Source organism: Blautia sp. HCP3S3_C12 (genome assembly GCF_052064155.1).
GTDB lineage: Bacteria > Bacillota > Clostridia > Lachnospirales > Lachnospiraceae > Blautia_A.
Map to the genome: position 1 here is coordinate 200,692 of NZ_JBQHWC010000004.1, position 21,129 is coordinate 221,820.

A 21,129-nucleotide genomic window follows, 5' to 3' on the forward strand; every position below is an offset into this window, starting at 1 on the left:
AGGTCATATTTTTCTTTTGAAACATGTGCCAAAAAAGGCTGAGATTTTGATTCACTTTTTTTCAAATTCTCTCACTTTCCGATAGAAACTGGAACTTTTCATTCCCAATATCTCCATCGCTTTTCGTGCCGTTATGTCTCCTTTTTTCCATCGAAAATACACTTCAGCAAAGTTATCTGGGACAGATAATACCGGTCTGCCAAGATGCTTCCCTGCTTTCTTTGCAGCGTCTATTCCCTCTCTCTGTCGTTTATGTATTGTCAGTCTTTCCTGCTCCGCGATACTTGACAAGACTTCTATCAGAACATTCTGTATCATTTCCAAAATCCATTGTTGTCCCTCTGGAACTTCCACCAATGATGTCGGCAGATCAAGGATTTTCAATCTGATTTTCTTCTCTTTGAACCATTGCAGTTCCTGCTTAATATCTTCCTTATTTCTAGACAAACGATCCAGTGAAGTCACATACAATGTATCTCCTTCTCTCAGCCCAAATATTCCCTTTAATGCCTGGTAGCCCTCACGATGTATATTCTTTCCACTTGCCTTATCTACTACAATATTCTCATCTGAAACAAACTCTTTCAAAGCCAGAATCTGCCTGTCGAGATTCTGTTCTGTGCTACTCACACGAGCATATCCATAATCCATAATTTTCCTACTTTCATTATAAACCCCGAATATATTCTTTTCCACTATCGTTTACAGTATTGAAAAAAATCTATCCTATTACATTTTCATATTTCCTTTACCATTTATACTTTCCATTTTCCATGAGCAATCCATTATCTGAAATATAATAAGTCCCAATACTATTGATATTCTCTGCATTTTCAATACATATATTCGTTGCTTCTTTTCAAATACTTTTAATCTGCAAAAAAATTCTTATTATCCTCTATGCAATATTCTCATCAAACATATTCCATACATTTTAATGAACACCACATGATAAAAAATACACATTTATAATGCTATTATGCGATACAGAACTATATTTTTCTGTATCGTATCAGACTGTAGACAAAGTTGGTGCTGGAGATAATCTCCAGCACCACTTTTTTTTAAAATGTCTTTTCCTTTAATAACCGCTCAATATTATGGATAGTCGATATTCTTTCTTCCCTTTTGTCCAGTATCCTGGCCAGTTTTTTCAGGTTCATACATGCAAAAGTAAGCCCCGCTTTCATTTCCATCCGGGCTCTCCCTATGTATTGTGTATAACGAAATCCATGTTGTTCCTTGGCTGTTCCGAAAATCCTCTCGATTGTTTCCTTTCTTAGGTCATATATCTGTTTAGTGCCAAGTGTATGCCTGATATCCTCCGCTTTCTCCATATATTCTTCCCACACATGGCGGGTAACCACTTTTATGTGTTCTTTACTTTCCGTACATCTATGAAGATTGGGGCAACTGGCACATATTTCTCCGCAGCTTACGTATTCCCTATACCCCTCTCTGTTTGTCGTTTGATAGGATAATATATGGTTTTCCGGACATATGTAGCAGTCATAGTACTCATCATATGCATACTCATATTTTCGGAAAAACCCTTCCTTTGTCATTTGCCTCTTGTATGGGAACAGAGGCTCGATACCATCTTCTAACAATTCATGGGCGATTGCTGGTGTACGGTAACCGGCATCTGCAATGATCATAGCCGGTGAATAGATCTTTATCTTGTCATAAAGTGTTTTGAATGTCCGGCTGTCATGTTCATTCCCCGGATGAATGCTGTATCCCAGGATCCAGCCGTGTTTATCACAAGCTGTTTCCACTGCATAGGCGAAAACATGTTTATGCTCGCCTTTACGGAACCAGCCGCTTTCCGGATCACTGGTACTGCATTTCTGCGTTTTAATCCCTTCTGTAATTTCTTCTTCCTTTGTATTATTATCGCTCCCGCCGCCGGATGGGGGATCATTTCTGTCTTTTTCCTTTAAAGGTTTTTTCCCGTGCGCTTCACGATCTCTGGATATTTCCTTCTGTAATTTTTCTTCATACCAAAGGGCCTGTTCATGTGCAACTCTTTTTCGCATTTTTTTGCTGTTTGCACATGCTTTCACATGAGTAGAATCCACAAAGATCTGATCGGTGTCCACCAGTTTAAATTTCATGCAGTCTTCTAATATTTTCGCAAAGATCTGCTCAAAAAGATCTGTGTCCTTAAAACGGCGGGTGTAGTTTTTCCCAAAGGTTGAAAAATGAGGGCCAGGGTCCAGCATGTCTAATCCGAGGAACCATCTGTAAGCAACGTTTACTTCTATCTCTTTGATGGTCTGCCTCATACTTTTGATTCCATAAAGATATTGAATGAAGGGAATCTTAATCAGCATGACAGGGTCCATACTGGGCCTTCCGTTATCAGGGCAGTATTTTTCTTCTACAAGCTCATATATAAAAGTCCAGTCAATGGCTTTATCATTTAAACGCAGCATATGGTTTTGGGGAACCATATCATCCATACAGAGCATTATCATCTGTTCCCTTTTTTTATCTGAATTTTTTGTCATCATAAAAAACACCGCCCTTCTGATATTTGTATTATACCAGAAAAACGGTCGTAAACATAGAAAAGCCCGGCTTTCGCCGGGACTTTGTCTACAGTCTGAAACATCGCTGTCATGGCAGCGATGTTTTTCTTTTTCCTTAGATCATTTCCGACGTAGTATTGGTGCATTTAACCAACCACGTATCCCCTGCTCCATATGATTGGGTTTTCTCACAAATCCGCTTCCTACTTCTCATTTTCTCCTTAAAAAGCGACGATCTTTATTATTCCGCATAAAAGGGAGGACATTGACCAGTGATGATTTAAGGAGTATAATAATTCCGTGATAGAACAAAATCCCCAACAATCATGGAAGAAGTACGATGAAAAAGGAAACCATTGGTGGCATGCTCAAAGACTTGAAAAATGGAAAAATTGTTCAATGCCCAGAATGTAAAGAAGGAAAGAATATTCCTGTAAAAGAGAATGATATCCATTTCAAATGCAAATTATTGATTAAGAGACCAGCTATCGATAATGGCCGGTGGTATTTCTGATAACCTGCCAAAACGGCGCATCGATTAACATAGGAGGCATGAAAATGAAATGTTTCAGTGAAAAAGTATATCTTGAGATCACTCCTCCCACGGAAGAAGATACGAAAAGTGACCAGCATAGGATCTGTCAGACGTTGTCCGACGTTGGATATAAGAATGCCAAAATCCCTCTTCACATATTGCAAAAGCTTTACCCCCTGTGCAGAGAATGTGATTATCACATCACAGTAACGCTGGTATACAGGGAAAAGGACTGGATCGTGACCGATGTGGAGGCCGGAGACACACGGCAGATGCACTATGGACTTGCTGTGGACTACGGTTCCACCACTATTGTCATGCAGCTGGTCGACTTAAATACCGGGGCTGTCGTTGCACAGGTACGCGGCACCAACGAGCAGCGCACCTACGGAACCGATATTCTCACTCGCATCACGTATACCATGGAGGATTCCGGACATGCGGATGACCTTCAGAAAGTCACGGTTGAAACCTTTCAGTCTCTGATCGGACAGCTGGCTTCGCAGACCGACATCAAAGTCCGCAGCTGTCCGATCATGATCGTCTCCGGCAACACGACCATGATTCATTTTCTTCTAAAGCTGAATGCATGGACCGTATTTTCCTCTCCCTTCGCGCCGGTCACTACAGAGCCCGGATGGTTATGGGGAAGCGAACTGGGACTTGATTTTTCCGGAATGCTCTACATCATCCCCTCTGCCTCCAATTATGTGGGGGGAGATATTGTAAGCGGACTTCTGAATCTGGATATCCGCCAAAGTGAAGACACCCTCCTGTTCTTCGACATCGGTACCAACGGAGAACTCGTTATCGGCAACCGCGAATGGATGTTAGCCGGCGCTGGTGCCGCAGGTCCGGCTCTGGAAGGCTATATCAGCCGTTTCGGTATGCAGGCCGGGAAGGGTGCCATAGATACAGTGACGATCCACGGCAAAGACCTGACCTTTACCACGATCGACGGAAGCCGCCCGGTGGGCATCTGCGGTTCCGGCATTATCGATCTACTGGCCCAAATGAGACTTCATGGATGGATCAATATTGCGGGCACATTGAATCCAGATGTCACTCCGCGGATCATATATCTGGAGGAGGAACAGGAGTATGCCGCCGTCTATGCCACTGCCGAAGAGTCCGGGAGCGGAGAACCACTGTATTTCTCACAGACGGATATTAAACAATATTTGGATACCAAAGCCGCTGCCTACACCATGATGGACTGTCTGCTTGAGTCAGCAGGATGTCTGGAGACAGATATTTCCCATTTTTATCTGTCTGGTGCTTTTAGTGCTCATTCTAATCTGGAATCCGCCATCACGATCGGCATCTTTCCGGATCAGCCCCGTGAGAAATACACCTGTATCTCCAACGCCTCTCTGGACGGTGCCCGTATTCTGCTGCTTGACCGCACCAGAATGGACGATATTCAATATTTTACAGAAAATCTTTACTGCGTACAATTTGCATCCATTCCGGATTTTCTGATTCGCATGCAGGCAGCAAAATTCATCCCGCATACGGACATAAAGCGCTACCCGACGGTGGAAGCATCCTGTCGGAATCTCTCTTCCTGATTATAGCGATGGATACTCAGAATCAGTCATGCAAGCTCATGGAAGTGACCGGTGTCAGGCGCGGATTGACAGATAGATGCGCTGCAAAGCACCTGAATCAGGAAACCAGACCGCAGCCTGTGTCCAGAATCATACCGAGCTGACTTTTCTGACAGAAAGAAATCCAAAAAATCTTTGCGTTCAAAAAAGGCCAGGAGAACTGCTTCTTGGAATCTTTGCCAAAATAGACTTTGTCTACAGTCTGATGCGATACAGAACTATATTGTTCTGTATCGTATAAAATTTTCAGCAACCACCTTCTCCTTCCTCATGTTTTATGTTCCAATGTTCCAGTGTTCCAATGTTCTTATACCACTTATATTATATCTTGCTTTCATTTCACAATAGTAACACTGCAATATAATCAACGATATTTTTCATATCCTACTATATATTAGAATATATTTCGGAATCTTGCCAATAATATTCTTTATTGTTATCTAAAAAAGGGGGGTGCAAGGGGGTGCTCCCCCTTGTCCCTAATCACTATTAGAAATTATTATTCTCTTAATAACATCTCAATCTGATCTGTCTTTGCATTATAATAATAAATATGCTTAGTAAGCACATCACCTTCCGGAGTTGCTTCCTTTATGGTATCGTTCAGCACTGATGCCAGATCTTCTGGTTCTATCATCCTTGCATTATGTACCATCACCTCATGTATACTCGTGAATACCAGATACAGTTCATCTGTATTTATTTTATCGCAGAATAATCTTGCAACACCCGGATAGAATATTGCCACCGCTCCATTTGTTTTCTGTCCTGTACTCAGGCAGTTTCCCATTTCATCCTGAAACGGGATATAATCAGGAGCATCAATATCTTCCCCATCATATTCAGGATTCAGGAGCATCTTCATCATGTCATATACTTTTGGCGGCATCATTGATGCAGTATTCTTTAAGGCAGCCATAAAAACATCCTCATTCTCCAAATCCCATCTTTCCACACATTGTAATGGTACTTTAAGGATGGTCATCATCCCATCTTCATCAAAAATTTTCATATACAGGGTGAGTGCAATATCTCCATTTCGCTTATAAAAAGCCTTTTCCAGCTCAGTTTTATTCTTCTCAAAATTGATCAGTCGGATAAACAGGTTTTCTTTTACCTGCTCATAATCTTTTAATTTCTTCAGCTTATCCGGCACGCACATATTGTCAAAGTTTTCTACTGACTTCTTTACACTCCTTACAAGCGCCGGGAATGTTGTTTTTTTCTGTGTCCACCAGTTATAAGATTCTGCTGTAAACAACCGCACAATATTGGAACTGCCATCATCTTCACTCATATATACCCAGATACTGTCCTGTGGCATTTTCTCATCTGATTCATGAAACTCTGCCTTTAATCCTGTCTCTTCTTTGATCTCTGTCATTAACTCTTCTACAAACTCTCTATACTCCATCATGTTCTGTTCCTCCACTTCTTTTTCTTTATGCTGCTGTTTTTGTTCTCCTTAATCCACTAAGTGCTCTTTTATAGGTATTCTGGTCCATTTCCTTTACACTTGTGATCCCATATCTGCTCAGTATCTTCTGTACTGTCACTCCGGTCCTTCCCAGTTCTGCATACAGGTTCTGGATATCCTGATCTGATATCAGCTCTGCCTGCTCTTCCTTCTGGTCTGTTTCTATTGACTGCCGGGATGCGGAAGCTGTCCGATATGTATATACTGTTTCCCCTCTCTGGTTTACGATCTCCAGATCTGTGATCGTCTTATCTGCAGTAGTGTGTATATTCTTCACAGAAAATCTGTCCTTTACATACTTCTTCCCATTTTTATCACCCACCAGAATTTTATTTATGGGAATATAAATAAAAGGAGCTGAATACAGCTCCCTTCCAATCCCGATATTAAAGCAGGCCCTCTTAAATGAATCTGATGCCGCACCTTTTGCTTTCTCGTAATCACTTTCTGTTCCCACATCCTCTTTTTGCACCCACTGCTGTTTCTCAGCATCCCAGATACTGAGGATGCAGTACAGCTCACTGCCGATCATGTTATGTCTCCTCTGCCATCCGCAGATTCCAAATACCTCATCCAGTATTGTCTGATCTACCCTGGCATTTTTATAAAGGAGCAGAGTAATCCCCTGCTCCATGACGGTTCCCACGCGGCATTCTATCTCTTCAGGATTTAGATTCCTGATCTTTTTTTCTGCCATAATGCCTTCCTCCTGATTTTCTTTTTATGCGATTGAAAGCTTTCTATAAAAACTGATATTACTGTACTCTGCAAATACCTCCGGCTGTTCTTTGCGCAGTCTTTTGCTGTCCAGAGATTCCCTGCTGATCTTCTTCCATAAAACAACAGTTCCATCCACCTCCCCGGTTTCATATTCTCCCATTGCCGCCTTGATCTGGTTTGCAAGACCTGTTTTCTGCTTTTCCAGCTCTTTTACCTTACAGTCAACATCCTGATATTCAGCCAGCACAGACTTCATATCTTCCTGCAGCTGGATAGAACCCTCAATGGGATCACTATATTTTTGATTCAGATAATCCCTGGTAGCATCGGAGTCATCCATGACAGGCTCCGTACCTGTAAGCACACAGCCTTCCCAGAAATCTTTTTCCCTGCTGACAAGGTTCCTTATCAGTTCATCGTCCCTGTAAATAGTATGAAACACAAACTTATTGCCGCCGATCAGTGCTGCAATGTATGCTTTGTCCATCCCACACACTTCCAGATAGTGCTGTACCTGTAAGATGTATTCTTCCGGTACCCTGTCTTCCCACTGTTCTGCCTTATACTGGCTTGCTGTCTTTGCTTCAAAGATACATTTCTCGCCACGTTCATCCGTAACAATCCCATCTACATCTGCAAACAGATATGGATAATCTTTATGAAAGATCATTGCATGTTTCTGACGTACCTTCAATCCGGTACGGTTCATAAATTCCTTACGGATGATCGGCTCCATCACATTTCCCCAGTAGGTATACTCATTCCCATCATCTGTGACTGGCAGTTTCCCAGTCTTCTCTTCCCAGAGCTGCAAGATGCTTCTGTATGGATTCTTCCCCATAATGACCGAAGCATCCGAACCTCCGATTCCTTTTCTTCTAAGCTGTAACCATTCTTCCCTTGTCATTTTTGCTGTTGGTATTGTATTCCGTTTCATAATCCTGTTCCTCCTGATTCTCTTCTTTTATTCTAATAACATTCTCCCTATGCGGCACATACCATCTGGTACGCTTTGTCAATCAACGGATTGCCTTCCACTGTTCTTGAAAATACATTTTCCTTATAATTCGCTGTCTTTCTCAAAGGGGCTGCATGTGTGGCAAAATCGGATACTGCATTGATAAAACGGTAGGCATTCTTTCCTACACCCTTTAAATCCGGGGCATCGAAATAACGTATCTTCATATCTTCCTGCAAACGGATAATGTTTTTCTTCTGCTGTGCTGTCATATTCTCATCCAGTGGCAGTAAAATCTCAATATAATCAAGCACCTGCTGATCTGACATTCTCTTCATTCTCAGGTCCTCAATTTCCTTTCCAAGCTCATCCATATAAGATTCTGCCTTAAATAGCGTATCTTTGGCTTCTTCCAGTTTTCCCTGTATATCTCCGGTATGAATCATAGACCAGGAACGTTTTGCAGTTGATAACGCAAGGTTCAGCGTGTTGTTGCATACGACTCTGATCGGTGTCAGTGCCACCTTGATCGCACCGGAACCATCATGGGTATTGGAAAATACCAGATACGGACTGATTCTTTCCCCCGTGATAATGTAATCCTGTGGCATTCTGGCAAGGAGCCATACCTTTTTTCCTCCCTGCAGGGAACCTGCTGTCTCGTAACGTACACCTTCACCAAGCAGACCGTCTGTAAAGCTGAATGCTTCTTCATTCTGGATGACCTTATATCGGTTCGTTACCACTCCCAGCACCTTGCGGTCACTGTCCCTTACATTTGCCTTGTATCCCTCAATCAGTTCATTCGCTTCGGTATATACCGGTTCCTGGATTACCTTCCAGTTCAGCCCTGCTACTTCCAGAGCTTCTTTAGATGCTGGTGCTGTAAGTACTCTTGTTCCTAATCCATGCCATGGGGTTTCTCTTACATAAAACATTGTTTCAATATTAGCTGCCATAATCTTTTCCTCCTGTTTTTCTGATCTTGTATTTATTCATAACTGTTTTCTGTTTCTTCTTCATTTTCATTGAAGCTGTAAAATGCTCCATTCCCGCCAATAATGATGTGATCCCGCAATGGGATGTCCAGATATCTTCCTGCTGTTTTCATTTTTTCCGTAAGCAGTCTGTCCTCCCTGCTTGGCTCTATACTGCCCGACGGATGGTTATGAAAACAGATGATACCTGCAGCATTGCTGATGATCGCAGTCTTGTAAATCTGTGCCATATCTACATGGCAGTAATTCACACCGCCTTTTGCAACCATTTCCATTGCCACCGGCTCATCATGCCCGTTCAAAGTACACGCATAGATCATTTCCTTATCCGAGTCTTTGAAAAAAGAGGCAGCAAATTCAGCCGCCTCTTCTGGTGATGTGATTGTTCTCTTTCCATCCTTACTCCCATATAATACAGAGCCTTCCCTCACTATACAGGTCCGTACACAAATGACACGCTTTTTCATGCAGCCTTCTCCTCTGTGGTATTTAACATAGCTTCAATTTCTTTCAATCCCTGCTCCATGCTGCTTTCCAGTTCCATCTGAAACGAATCCTCTGTTTTCATCCACCTGCGGTAAAAGAAATGCAGGATATCCGGAATCGCCAACAGGCATTTCAGGATATCTGTTTCCATCTTCTCTGACTTCTCGATCAGCGTTTCATAAATGGAAAGCATACAGTTGATCTCATATGCCTTACCAAACACCGCTTCAGGATTCATTTTCAGCATTCTCTTCTTGTAGCGCTTCTGTTCCAGATTCAGACGCAGGCAGAAGATCTCCGTCAGTTCCTTTTTCTCTGTAGACTGTGCATTCTCCACCATTCGTTCACCCCTCACTCATTTCTGTTTTCATTGATTGCTTCGCCGATCATACGGAAAACTTCACCGGCAATCTTAAATAGACTTTCTATCCAGTTCATTCGCAGATTTTCTCCTTTCCTAAGATTAAAAAAGAGAAGCAGTCCGTTATAACTACTTCTCTCTTTCACTATGATAATATATAATTCAAAATATTTATTTTTATAATATTGCTCACTTTCTATGAAAATGAGTTTTTAATGACTTAACTCAGTATTTAAAGGTTTAAAATTATAATTTTTGAAACATTTTTGGCTATTCATTAGATTTATAAAACTTTTTTTATGTTCTTCTCCAATGATCATTTTCTTACATTGGCTACAATATAAAACCGTATCCCTTTTTCTTTTTCCTAAATTTATTACTTTAGTTTGAAACTTTATTTTATGAATAGGGCATACTGTCCCCTCATAATCTATTACAAAAATTGTATTTTCATCAATTAATAACGGTTTCAATTTTCTTTGTTCAATTTCTTCAGCGTCGGATAGTTGGGATTTAAAATCCATTAACAGAACATTTTCTTTTAAATGTTTTGCACCTGTCTTTTTGCATATTATTTCATATTGTTTTCGGGATAAAAATACTCTACCGCAGTGCATACATCTTTTTGCATCAAAAATTGTTTTTTCATCAGAAATTTTTATATTTTCAAGTATGCTCTTGCACATGGGACATATTTTACTATTTTCATACTCTGGAATTTCTTCAGATGCTAAAATACTCTGAATTTCATTATGTTTTAAATCAACTTGTAATACTTCTTTGGCTAACTCATCAAATGTTCTATTAATACGCGTAGTCGGTATTTTGTATGCCATACTTTTAGACTTCGAATTTCCTAAAAAAAGATAAAAGTTATGTTTTCCAGGATCTAACCCGATAGTTACTGTTTGATTTTGTGAAACCATTTTATATTCTTCATATTTTAAAATAGCAATTTCACTATTATGTAATTTGCTCCGTAAGCATAGTAAACATATAAAAACTGGCAATCCTGTTTTTTCATAATACATTTTTAACTTTTCTTTATCGTCTGATGAAAAAGAAAACAACCAACTTGTATACTGTTTATCTTCATCTGCATCCATTTTTTGTTTACTCGAAGCATATTTAAAAAACAATATATTCTCTTGATTTGATGTATTGGTAAGTATTTTATACGCCTGTCTTGTTTCTTCATCATTTAAAATTAACGTTGGTGATGCATCCGGATTATTTTGTAAAATAGAAGTTAAAATTGCCCCATAATAAAAATTCATTTTTTTTATTTTCCCCATATTTATCACTTATCTCCTCGTATTAATTTTTTCTCTTGTATTAGTTTTAAGAATTTGCAGCAATAATTCTCTCATTTACAGTTTTAGATGCATATATTGTTTTAGGAACATTTTTAGGCGCTACCAAAACCGGCCACCAAAAAGCTCTTCCATTCCACCCTTCTTTTGTTCCTTTTTCCTGGAATAACATCAAACATGGATTTTCTATTGCCAATTCTTTTGCTCTCTTCAAATGTGACTGTCCTGTATCAGGAGAATCCTGCAATTTCAATTCATTATTTTTATATTTTCCAACATCTACATTTTTATAAACTACGCAAAAAACTTTATCACTTTTTGAAAAATATCTCAATGATGTAATCATTTCATCTGCAGTGATAAATCTACTTGTTTCTCTATCTTCTTCAAATGTTTTGTACACTTCCAGTATTAGCTCTTCTACTTGTTTTGTTTTAAACAAATATGTATTTTCATTTATACTTTTTCCCGTATTCAATATTCTTTCAATCTTTCCACTTGCTTTATCATACATTGTTTTACAAACTGGAGAAAAGCCTACTGGTAGTAAACGTTTATACCCTTTTAAAAAAACAATATCTGAAACACGAATTTTATCTGGTGAACATGGTCTTATACTCTGATCTTTTTTAGTTATAAAATATACTCCATTACCCTGTTTTTTACTTTCTATATCTTCTCTAAGAGCAATATCAATTTCTGTTATTTTTTCCATATTGCTATAAATTCTTTCTGTCGTATAAAATCTAGTTACCGGTAATAAATGCTTTCTATATCCAAACATTCGTGAATGCTGTAAAACTGTATCCTGTTGCATTGTTTTAGGATTTCTCCCATAATAGAATCCTATCATATTAGGAATTGTTACTCCTCTATCCAGTACTTGTCCCCCTACAAAAATTGAAAATGGAGTGGTTAATCTAAGTTCCCCTTCTTCATTTAATAAAGCTTCTACATCATTATCACTATTTACAGTATCAATACTATAATACCGTTTATCTATTACCAAATAGAACTGTGTCTTTATATAGTCATAAGATGGCATAAACTTACCATATGCAAGCACTGATTTTTTTATATCTTCATACGATTGCATCAACATTTTTTCAATAATATTTTCCTCGTCTCTATTTCTGTTTTTTATTTTTTCCAAAAAGACTTCTGCTACATTCTGTAAACTAAAATGATTTTCTTTCTGTGTCGCGGTATGAATAACGTATGCATAATGTGTATTTTTTTCTTCTTTATATTTTAATACGATTACACCAACCAAAAAATTTACTATTCCCCTTTTAAACATTGGAATTTTATCTTCATCAGATAAAATTTCTTCTATTCTAAATATCCGTTTATCTTCTATTTTAGACTTTTTTCCTTTTCTCTTTTGATTCGAAACAATTTCATGTTCCTTTATTCCCACTGGTTCAAACAACATTGATGCGGGATGATTTATATCCTTACTTTTGATAAAATAATAATCCCCACCAATATAATCTTCTCCCCATGGAACCAATATAGTATTTAATGGCTTAATCGGATGGATTTCATCATTTTCTTTAAATTCAGGTTGCAAATATAATGCATACGGTGTCGCCGTTACCTCTACAAATACACAGCCATCAAGCGTTCCTCTCATTTCATTTACCTTTGAGGAAACCATACGCAAAGTATATTCATCTTTTCCTTTTACTTTATTATATCCAATTCCTGTTGTATCAGCTTCATCATCAATAATTAAACATTTCTTTTCGTTAATAGAATAACTATTAATAAAATCTATCAATCTATTAATATTATTTTGTTCTTTTTTTGCAATAATAATATTTTTTTGTTCTAATTGATAACCACTAATCCGTGTATTAAATTTCATAATATCTGATACGACTACTTCATAATTATATATAAATTCTTGAAACTCTTTTTTCATTCTTGAAACAGTTTGGTTTATTAATGCTTTACTATTTTTAGACAATATAAATACCATATCAAATCCATTATCAAATGCTAGAGCAATAAGTCCTGTATAAGCTCTAGTTTTCCCACTCTGGATTTTCCCAAGCATCATAACTGGTTTATTAATTTTATCTTCACTATTTTTATTTGTACTTTCTATACAATATTGACACGTATTTTCTATACATTCCCTTAATTCATTATTATAGCCAGCGCCTTGTTTCTTTTTAAAACTATAAAATTTCCCATTCTTTTCCATAAGTCTGCGGCTCCTTTCTTTGTATAAGCTACATCTTTACATACCATATATTGTATCACATTTTCCCTGAATTTAATATCTAATCTGATAATAATCAAAAAAAATGCGAAATACATCCTAAACACATTATTATTCATCTTTTTATATATTACATTTTATCCTCAAATGCCTTAAAATAGCATTTGAGGATAACCGTATTCGTTATGCAAATAATATACACCACCCTTGCATTACCTGTTAATTTTCAGATAATGCAACAATCCGTGTTTTTTCTACCATTCAGTAAAACACGGATTCCCACCCAGCTGGATATTACTGTTTTTCTAAAGCAATAATATCCAGCTTGTGCAGATATCAGCCGGTTTTATCCGATATCTGCACCCTGGGTGTACATTCCTAATTTCATATATTCTCTATCATTCTCATTACGCATACATTCATTAATTTTAAAGGGATATTTTTGCAATTCCCACCTCTTTCTGTCCTGCGACTTTAGTAAATTAAAAAAAATTAGGATGTGGCGAAAGCTTCTGTTAGCTTCCAGAAGCTTCCGTCACATATATGTTACTCTCTTATTATTCTTTAATCTCCTCCTCATCTTCGGTTTCTTCTTCCACTGTAATATCAAGATAAGGCTCCATATTCAGTTCTGCCTGCTTGCAGGGATAATTAGAAAACACATAAACAGTACAGTCCTCTCTTAATACTCTTGCTCTTCCAATAGCCTGTTCTAGTTCTGTTTCGATAAGGAATAACTGGAGATTCCGCATGGATTTATCAGCAAACGTCATGATGCGAAATTCGTAATTGTTTCGCTCTACTCTATGATTGGTGATGTTTCCTGCAGTATTATAACCCAGTGCTTCACCCAACAACTTATACAGAGCAGGTCTGTTATGTGGTGTACCCACAATTGCAATATCTTTACCTTTCAGATTGTCAAAGCCTTCTGTCTTGCCAAAATGGATATCCAGATCAGTATCTATCATCTTAAAAGATATAACAGGCACATCGCCTGCAATTTCTTTAACTTTCTCCTGAACCTTTTCAGTTCCTGCAGTTTTTATACACTTGCGGCTCATAGTGTGTGCTGTATATTGGATAACATGCCCTTTATATTTTGCATCCGGGACATTCCAGAAGCGTACCCTCTCACCTCCACCCGGTACATCTTCATATAATTTTTCATTAACAGAAGCTGACAAAATAATCATCTTTCTTGGAGGAAGTTCAATTTTTTTACAGAACATGATTTCCTCATGTACACGATCCATGACTACACACGAACTTTCCAGAAGCATTGGCAAAGGTCCGCTTATTTCATCAGCACGTTTATAGAGTTTTTCCAGTTTACAGATATTAGGTTTCGTAAATGAAATCTGCTTTGTTTCCTGATCTTCCATCTCAAGGATTAACTTCAATTTTTCTCTGTCATTTGAAGAAAGCATATTCTTTTCGATAATTTTCTTTACATCTCCTAATGACAGAGACCAGTTTCGTTTAAACAGGGTTATCAGAAAATCTTCATCTATAATGATCTCATAATCCTTTAATGTATCCATATTCATCATCTGAAAATAAGCATGAGTTGTCACGATACATCTTGATGTTTCCAGTCCCTGCTTTTTTCCCGTCAGATGATCTAATTCCTGGCACTGGTATTTTGTTAACTTATTATAATTTTCGTTCTTATATGTCCTGATCTGCTTTACCACAAATCGACCATATCCATTTTCATAAAGTTTTTTTACCATTTCTTCCAAATCTGGCAGGTCAAGTTTTTTAATAGTTTCATAAACGCTTTCTGTCTGCGTACACTCGATTCCTTTATATTTAAGTCTTTGGACCACTTCTGCCTGTAATTTACAGGTTGGAACTGCAATAATGAACTGTTTGTCTGGGCTTTCCTGTATGATATTACAATAAGCCTCCGTTTTTCCAAGTGCTGTCTGGGCCTTGATTACATAGATATTATCATCTTCTGCATCTACAGCTTCACGTAAACAAGTTTTTAACTGTTCCTGGCAATTAGCCAATGGCAAATATGTATCGAGATTGGAAAGCTTTCTGATTTTTGATCCACATTTTGAATAAATAGTTGAACTGCCACATTGCTCTGCATATGGACATCCCTTATTACACCCAGAAGGCATATAATCATTGTCCACGTTATACTTCCAATCACTTTTCCATTTTGAATGATGCTCTGGCAATGCTTCAAAAAACCATGTTTTCCCACCTTTTATGAATCTCAGATTCGTTGCAAGAATAAATTTCTCGTCATGTTCCAGATCTCTTGTTTCTTCTGTAAATTCTTTAAACAACAGACACATTTCCATTAGTGTTTCTTTATTAATCGTAATAGTTCTTAATGTTGAAGCTTCAGTATTATTTTTTCCGGTTTTGTTCTTATGGTTAATTATTTTTTTATTGTTTTTCGGAAGAAACATTACAATGTTACCATCTTCTACTCTTTCCAGATCAATCTGCATAGCATTTGCCTGTGCTGCCTCATAAATCGCCAGTTTATTATTAATAATTGCAACATTCAGATCCTTGGCAACCGTTTTCAACCTTGCACCGTAGTTATCTCTCTTTTTTTCTCTGAGATATTCATGGAATGCATAACAGACACCCCTTATGGATATTCTGTTTTCAGGAAATGCTTCGATCACCTTTTTCCCTCCAAGAAACATTCTGCTAAGTTCCTTGCATTTCTGATCTGCCTTTAAATCGTTCCCATCGGTGTCATCAAACATTATTAAAAGCAGTCTATTTACCGCATCTGCGATACGACTGTCCTTTATCCAGTCATCTAACACAAATACTGCCCGGAATTTTGGATTTTCTTTTGACCATCTCAATGAACGGTATGTAAATGTATAATTAAGTCCATATTTTTGACATTTTTCTTTAAATTTTTCATAGTTAGGATGCTCATCAAAATCCAGCACTAAAAATATCTGCTTCTCAAAACTGTTATCATTTCGCGTGTTATTACACATATTAGCTCTGGTAAATGCTTTATAATGTTCTCCCACTTCATATATGATCTCTTCTATCGAAAGTACCTCTTTATTTTTTGCAACACGATTACTGATTCTTCCAAAAATCCTATCACCTTTCGGTGGTTTCTTTCTTATTTGGTGCTTGTCAATATTAATCTCAAATTTGTCCATCATATGCCTCTTTCTATAAATACACAAATTTATTTGTCAGGCATGCAAAATACATTATCTGAGATACTTTTGTGGCAAAAAACGAAGTTTTTGTGATTTTGTTAGAATTGTATATAATGCGTGTGTTCCACACGCTTATTATATACAATTCAAACTTTTACACTTCGTTTTTTCTTTGCCAGACTCTCCAGAAAACGTATCTGTGTCGAACAGCACTCTTTTACTTGCAAAAACTTTTTCAACTTGTATATTTATCTCTTATATTTTTTACAGCTTTGTTTAGCTCTGTGTTTTTTTCTATAAATGTAAAAAATATATAACCAAGAAACATATTCATAAAAAATAGCAGAAAATAAGGGAGGACGAAATCTTGACAAATTCATTTCCATTCTATAAAAGCACCTCTGATTCCTGCAGTGATCCAATAGACATTATGACTGTTGCTGAAGTTGCTGCATTTCTCGGTGTCGGGAAGAACCGTATTTATGAATTACTTAACAAGGGAACTATTAAAGGATTCCGAATGGGATCTACCTGGAAGATCAGTAAACTGGCATTAGAAGCTTATATTAGAGAAGCATCAGGATTGTAATAGTAACGCAAAATACCGGATTGAGTTTTATCATGCTCAATCCGGTATCATTTTTTATTGCTACCATTTTCCATATAATACTGCCGTAGAGATAGCATGTCTCTACGGCCATTATTTTTCATGTGTATCCAATTTAGATAAGCATTATTGTAATCTGTCATAATGCTCATAAATCCAAATTTTTAAAATCAATAGACAAATCCTTGTATATTGCTGTCGGTACAGTATCTTCAAAAGAATATTCATCAATACTGTTATGCTCAAAGTTATATACAATTATCCGATTCTTCATCGGATCTACAATCCAGTATTCCCTGACACCTGATGCCTGATATTTCAGTAATTTTACAAGATAATCAAGCTGTTTACTGGACGGAGAAACAATCTCGATAATCCAGTCTGGAGCACCCTTGCATCCCCGATCATCCAGCTTATTCTTATCACAGATAACGGAAATATCCGGTTCAACATAGGTATCAGATGTTTCATCCAGATATACTGCAAATGGAGCCGCATATACCTTGCAACTGCCTTTATGGGAACGTATATACTCTCTGATAGTACCGGAAAGCTCCATGGATAAATCCTGATGTTTTCTGCTCGGTGGTGCCATATAATAAATCTGTCCATTAATCAGCTCTGCACGTTCGCCATCCGGAAGTGCATAAATATCAGCTATTGTATAAGTATGCTCTTTTGGTAAAGCCATGTTATCACGCTCCCTTCCTGCTTTCTATAGTTGTATTATAGTCGATTGCCTTAGAATAATCAACGAAAAAACCGGATTGAACTGTTCTACTCAATCCGGTTCTTTATTTACAATATAATATCTGAAACTTTCCACAGGCTCAAAATTATACCTCACACTAAACAGCCATTTCTTTTCAAAGATATTTATATGGATTCATACAAATCATCTATATCTGCAACTTCTTTCATAAGTTTATTGGAAATTTCACTTTCAACAAATTCTTTTTTTATTCTCATAATGAAACGGACATCTGAAAATAAATGCGTTATCGTATTTAGCAAACTTCCTATATCTAAGTTTTTCGGATTCTTTGTTATAGCAGTGTTGATTATTGTACTAGTTGACGCTATGGAATTTGATATTAATAAAATTTTTCGAGTTCTTACCTCATACAAATCCTTATCTTCATCGTTTTTTCTGAACAATCCATGTGCTAATGATATAATAATATCAACTATTTTTGTTACAACAAATGATGCTCCAATTATCTTAGTATCCCTTGCCAAGCACAACGCATCATAATTTTCACTGTATAACTTACTTGCAAAATTCTCATTTATACTTGAAAGTAAAGGTACAGGAAGACCTAATTTAGTATATTCATCAGATTTAAGATGCTGTGCTTGTGCAAACAATGCCGCCGGCAAATTTAAAAAATCTGCTCTTATCATGTCATAGCATTCTTTAAACATCTGCCCTGCGAATACAGTTTCTGGAGTAATAACCATTTTTCTCCCACCTGTAATCGGATCTATCCTGCTTATCCTATTCGTATGAAAATCATTGAAAGTAATACAGTCTGTTAAGATATTGGCAGTTCCAAAAATCCACCCTAATATAGGATCATGTCCAAGAGTATGCAGCCGATGGTTTTTTCCACTCATACTTTTTCCTACAATATCATATGGAACGCTTTGATATAAAATATTTATCCACTGACCAGTTCCATGTCTTTCCATATGCTTATCTCTAAAATTATCATTTGCTTCTTTATGCGCCTTTTTTATAGATTTATCAGTATGATCTAAACGTTCTGATGGATCAAAACTCTTACCATAATTAAATTTTTCTGCCACATAAGGAAATATAAGTGTTTTTGCCACTTGAAGTGCAGTAGCTATTGCAAGAAATGATAAATCTGTTTTATTAACAATACTTGTTTTTCTTGAAAACTGATTGTTAATTTTTTCTAGTTCATCAAAAGCACTTTGTATTTCACTTTCTGTCATAATATCTTCCAAAACAACAGTATCTGGTTCATACAAATTTGCCTGTTCTACAATTTTCTCCCATGATTCAAGTTTCGGTTTATGTTCCAAAGATCTATTCTTATTAGATGCTTCTATCTCTGTAGAAAGCTTAAGTATATCTTTATTCTTTCCCAAGGAACGAAGCAGTTCTAACGAAGAGTCTATATTTTTATCAGCAGAATTTCTTGTTTTTTTTAACTCACTGTCCCCAAGCAATGATTTAGAAACATCTTTATTCATTTTCAGAACCTTATTAATATCCAGTTCATCACTTGAATACTTAAACCTGCTCATATCATTCTCTCCACATTATGCAGCAATGCCCAGATCATGCTGCAGATCTTTTATAGCCGCCTGTAATAATATATTCAATCCATTTAGATAATCTATTCTCTCTTTATCCGCATTACTCTCTTCTTTCAAAGCCTTAATAATTGCCGTCTGTTTAGCAATTGCATTTTTATATAATAATTCTTTAGACCTGCGCAATTTTTCATTTCTACTATGAGAAGCCATTAATAAACCAGCTCCTCCCAACAAAACAGCAGGTGCAGCTAAAACGGCAACACCAGCTGCCATTCCGCCTCCAATAATTCCACCAGCTGCAGCTAAACCACTAGTAATCCCGGCTGCACTTAAGCCAACAACAGAACCACCTAAATATAATCCGGCAAATCCAATGCCAGCTCCTACGCCGACTCCAACAGCGCCTGCAACTGCATCTCCAATCGGAGAATCCTCAATTCTTCTTGACTTATCATGTAATGCAGCATCTGCATCATCAATAACTGACTGAACTGATTTCAATGCTTCCTGACTCTGAAATTTCATATCTGATTTTTTTGTAATATAATCACCCATAGAATATTTCCTCCTTTAGATATGAGTATATATCTACTCTATATATAAATATACCATATATTAATACGCCTTACAATATACTGATAATAAAAATATAATCAGAATATAAGGAGGTAGCCATTTAATGAGAGTAAAAAAAGAAAACCCTTTACGCCAGCTTCCTGTTAATTCTAGTGACTATGGTGAAATCAGGATTCATTTGAAAGAAATATTAGAAGAACGCAATATTTCTCTGAATCAATTGTCCTTCAGAGCTGAAATGCAGCGTACTCAGTTAAGAAACTATAGAGACAATAAAATCCAGCGACTTGATATTGATATACTGAAACGTTTATGCTATGTCCTCGACTGCGATCTGCATGATCTGATCGAATATATTCCTGCTGAAGATTCTTCTGAAAAGCAATAATATGTCAGATTTTGCAATATGTATTACGATATGTTTCGCATAGCATCATAAAAATTTATTCGAAATCATAACAATTCGAGAACATTCGATTTTCTTCTTCCTTGCAAAATCCATCAAAATCTTTTATAATAGAACTGTAAGTTCTTATAAGTATTATAGCTATATACCCTACAAAAGATAACTTGGTGCCTTACGTTTATATAATACCCTTATAAACAATACTTAAATAAATCATGCCTGTGCATGTGTCTCGGAAATATATTCACATATTTTGAACAAAACCATATGTCTCTTTTATTAAAGCGGCATAAAAATAATCTTACTATTATAAATGAATGTAGTAGACGTGGCATCAACTTCATAAAAAATTCGAGGAGGTAAGCCAATGTTATCTAATGAACTACTGGTTGACGCTATTAAAAGCGGTGCTACAAATGAGGAAATTTACGAACTTGTCAGGTCAATCTATGGAGAGGCCATGAAGAAAACCTATTATTCTTTGCTTAATAGAGATAAATATTATCAATCGCTTCTTACTAAAACAGATGAAGCCGAGAAAAAGCTGAACCAACAAGAGATGTCTGTGGAAACCAGAAATGCTGTAGATCATTTTATTGATTTATCTACGGAAATAGATGATGAATCTCATGCCGTATTGTATCTTGCAGCATTTATAGATTCATACCGTTTTTTCAAGGCATTGGGACTTGTCATTTGCTAATAAACTTCAAAAAATAAAATATGTATGACGACAACAGGAGGAAAGGTATCTGCCTTTCCTCCTGTCATTTTGAGGGTGTAAAAATTCTTGTGTCTATGGAAAGTAAATCTTTCTGATAAGAAATAGATATGTAAAATTTTGCTGTCGAATTAATGATTATGC

The 21,129-nt window shown here is 36.9% G+C and carries 19 protein-coding genes and 1 pseudogene; 5 read left to right on the top strand and 15 right to left on the bottom strand.

The window, feature by feature from the left end:
- Positions 1-51: 51 nt before the first annotated feature.
- Both ACTNDS_RS06265 and ACTNDS_RS06270 read right to left on the bottom strand, forming a co-directional pair.
- Positions 52-651: a recombinase family protein gene (locus ACTNDS_RS06265; protein WP_441034481.1), complete on the bottom strand. Its 600-nt coding sequence runs from the start codon at positions 649-651 to the stop codon at positions 52-54.
- Positions 652-1,012: 361 nt separating this feature from the next.
- Positions 1,013-2,516, bottom strand: a pseudogene (locus ACTNDS_RS06270) (IS1182 family transposase).
- A 358-nt stretch (positions 2,517-2,874) separates the two neighbouring features.
- Here ACTNDS_RS06270 and ACTNDS_RS06275 point away from each other — a divergent pair.
- Entirely contained in the window at positions 2,875-3,048 is a 174-nt protein-coding gene (locus tag ACTNDS_RS06275) for a hypothetical protein (protein WP_441034483.1), read from the top strand.
- Between the two features lie 44 nt (positions 3,049-3,092).
- A complete protein-coding gene (locus tag ACTNDS_RS06280; protein WP_441034485.1) occupies positions 3,093-4,640 on the top strand; it encodes an ASKHA domain-containing protein in 1,548 nt (515 codons plus the stop codon).
- A 97-nt stretch (positions 4,641-4,737) separates the two neighbouring features.
- Here ACTNDS_RS06280 and ACTNDS_RS06285 read toward each other — a convergent pair whose 3' ends face one another.
- The 10 genes from ACTNDS_RS06285 to ACTNDS_RS06330 form a co-directional block, all read right to left on the bottom strand.
- Positions 4,738-4,932, bottom strand: a complete 195-nt coding sequence (locus tag ACTNDS_RS06285; protein ID WP_320813874.1) for a hypothetical protein — start codon at positions 4,930-4,932, stop codon at positions 4,738-4,740.
- A gap of 246 nt (positions 4,933-5,178) precedes the next feature.
- Positions 5,179-6,096 carry a DUF5688 family protein gene (locus ACTNDS_RS06290; RefSeq protein WP_441034486.1) on the bottom strand — a complete coding sequence of 306 codons (918 nt, stop codon included), beginning with the start codon at positions 6,094-6,096 and terminating at the stop codon, positions 5,179-5,181.
- Between the two features lie 25 nt (positions 6,097-6,121).
- Entirely contained in the window at positions 6,122-6,853 is a 732-nt protein-coding gene (locus ACTNDS_RS06295; RefSeq protein WP_441034487.1) for a hypothetical protein, read from the bottom strand.
- Between the two features lie 24 nt (positions 6,854-6,877).
- Positions 6,878-7,813: a YqaJ viral recombinase family protein gene (locus ACTNDS_RS06300; protein ID WP_441034488.1), complete on the bottom strand. Its 936-nt coding sequence runs from the start codon at positions 7,811-7,813 to the stop codon at positions 6,878-6,880.
- Positions 7,814-7,860: 47 nt separating this feature from the next.
- Positions 7,861-8,793, bottom strand: coding sequence for a DUF932 domain-containing protein (locus ACTNDS_RS06305; RefSeq protein WP_441034489.1), 933 nt, complete (start codon positions 8,791-8,793; stop codon positions 7,861-7,863).
- Positions 8,794-8,825: 32 nt separating this feature from the next.
- Complete coding sequence (locus tag ACTNDS_RS06310) at positions 8,826-9,299, bottom strand: JAB domain-containing protein (RefSeq protein WP_441034490.1); 474 nt, start codon at positions 9,297-9,299, stop codon at positions 8,826-8,828.
- Positions 9,296-9,658 (bottom strand): DUF3848 domain-containing protein, encoded by a 363-nt coding sequence (locus ACTNDS_RS06315; protein ID WP_441034491.1) that lies wholly within the window; start codon positions 9,656-9,658, stop codon positions 9,296-9,298. Before ACTNDS_RS06315 ends, ACTNDS_RS06310 begins: the two co-directional genes overlap by 4 nt.
- A 233-nt stretch (positions 9,659-9,891) precedes the next feature.
- The gene (locus ACTNDS_RS06320) at positions 9,892-10,974 is read right to left on the bottom strand and encodes a zf-TFIIB domain-containing protein (protein ID WP_441034492.1); all 1,083 of its coding nucleotides are present in this window, start codon (positions 10,972-10,974) and stop codon (positions 9,892-9,894) included.
- A gap of 46 nt (positions 10,975-11,020) precedes the next feature.
- Positions 11,021-13,204, bottom strand: a complete 2,184-nt coding sequence (locus ACTNDS_RS06325; protein ID WP_441034493.1) for a Z1 domain-containing protein — start codon at positions 13,202-13,204, stop codon at positions 11,021-11,023.
- 575 nt (positions 13,205-13,779) lie between these two features.
- A complete protein-coding gene (locus ACTNDS_RS06330; protein ID WP_441034494.1) occupies positions 13,780-16,386 on the bottom strand; it encodes a hypothetical protein in 2,607 nt (868 codons plus the stop codon).
- Between the two features lie 367 nt (positions 16,387-16,753).
- Between ACTNDS_RS06330 and ACTNDS_RS06335 the strand changes: the two genes are divergently transcribed.
- Entirely contained in the window at positions 16,754-16,975 is a 222-nt protein-coding gene (locus tag ACTNDS_RS06335) for a helix-turn-helix domain-containing protein (protein ID WP_441034495.1), read from the top strand.
- Between the two features lie 166 nt (positions 16,976-17,141).
- Here the strand turns inward: ACTNDS_RS06335 and ACTNDS_RS06340 are convergent, their stop codons facing one another.
- The 3 genes from ACTNDS_RS06340 to ACTNDS_RS06350 form a co-directional block, all read right to left on the bottom strand.
- On the bottom strand, positions 17,142-17,684 hold the full coding sequence (locus ACTNDS_RS06340; RefSeq protein ID WP_441034496.1) for a Uma2 family endonuclease: 543 nt from the start codon (positions 17,682-17,684) through the stop codon (positions 17,142-17,144).
- A gap of 185 nt (positions 17,685-17,869) precedes the next feature.
- Positions 17,870-19,270, bottom strand: coding sequence for a hypothetical protein (locus ACTNDS_RS06345; RefSeq protein WP_441034497.1), 1,401 nt, complete (start codon positions 19,268-19,270; stop codon positions 17,870-17,872).
- Positions 19,271-19,285: 15 nt separating this feature from the next.
- Positions 19,286-19,837, bottom strand: a complete 552-nt coding sequence (locus tag ACTNDS_RS06350; protein ID WP_441034498.1) for a hypothetical protein — start codon at positions 19,835-19,837, stop codon at positions 19,286-19,288.
- A gap of 124 nt (positions 19,838-19,961) precedes the next feature.
- Here ACTNDS_RS06350 and ACTNDS_RS06355 point away from each other — a divergent pair, with 124 nt between their 5' ends.
- Together ACTNDS_RS06355 and ACTNDS_RS06360 are read left to right on the top strand one after the other, a co-directional pair.
- Positions 19,962-20,246: a helix-turn-helix domain-containing protein gene (locus ACTNDS_RS06355; RefSeq protein ID WP_441034499.1), complete on the top strand. Its 285-nt coding sequence runs from the start codon at positions 19,962-19,964 to the stop codon at positions 20,244-20,246.
- 385 nt (positions 20,247-20,631) lie between these two features.
- Positions 20,632-20,967: a hypothetical protein gene (locus tag ACTNDS_RS06360; RefSeq protein WP_441034500.1), complete on the top strand. Its 336-nt coding sequence runs from the start codon at positions 20,632-20,634 to the stop codon at positions 20,965-20,967.
- Positions 20,968-21,129 lie beyond the last annotated feature (162 nt).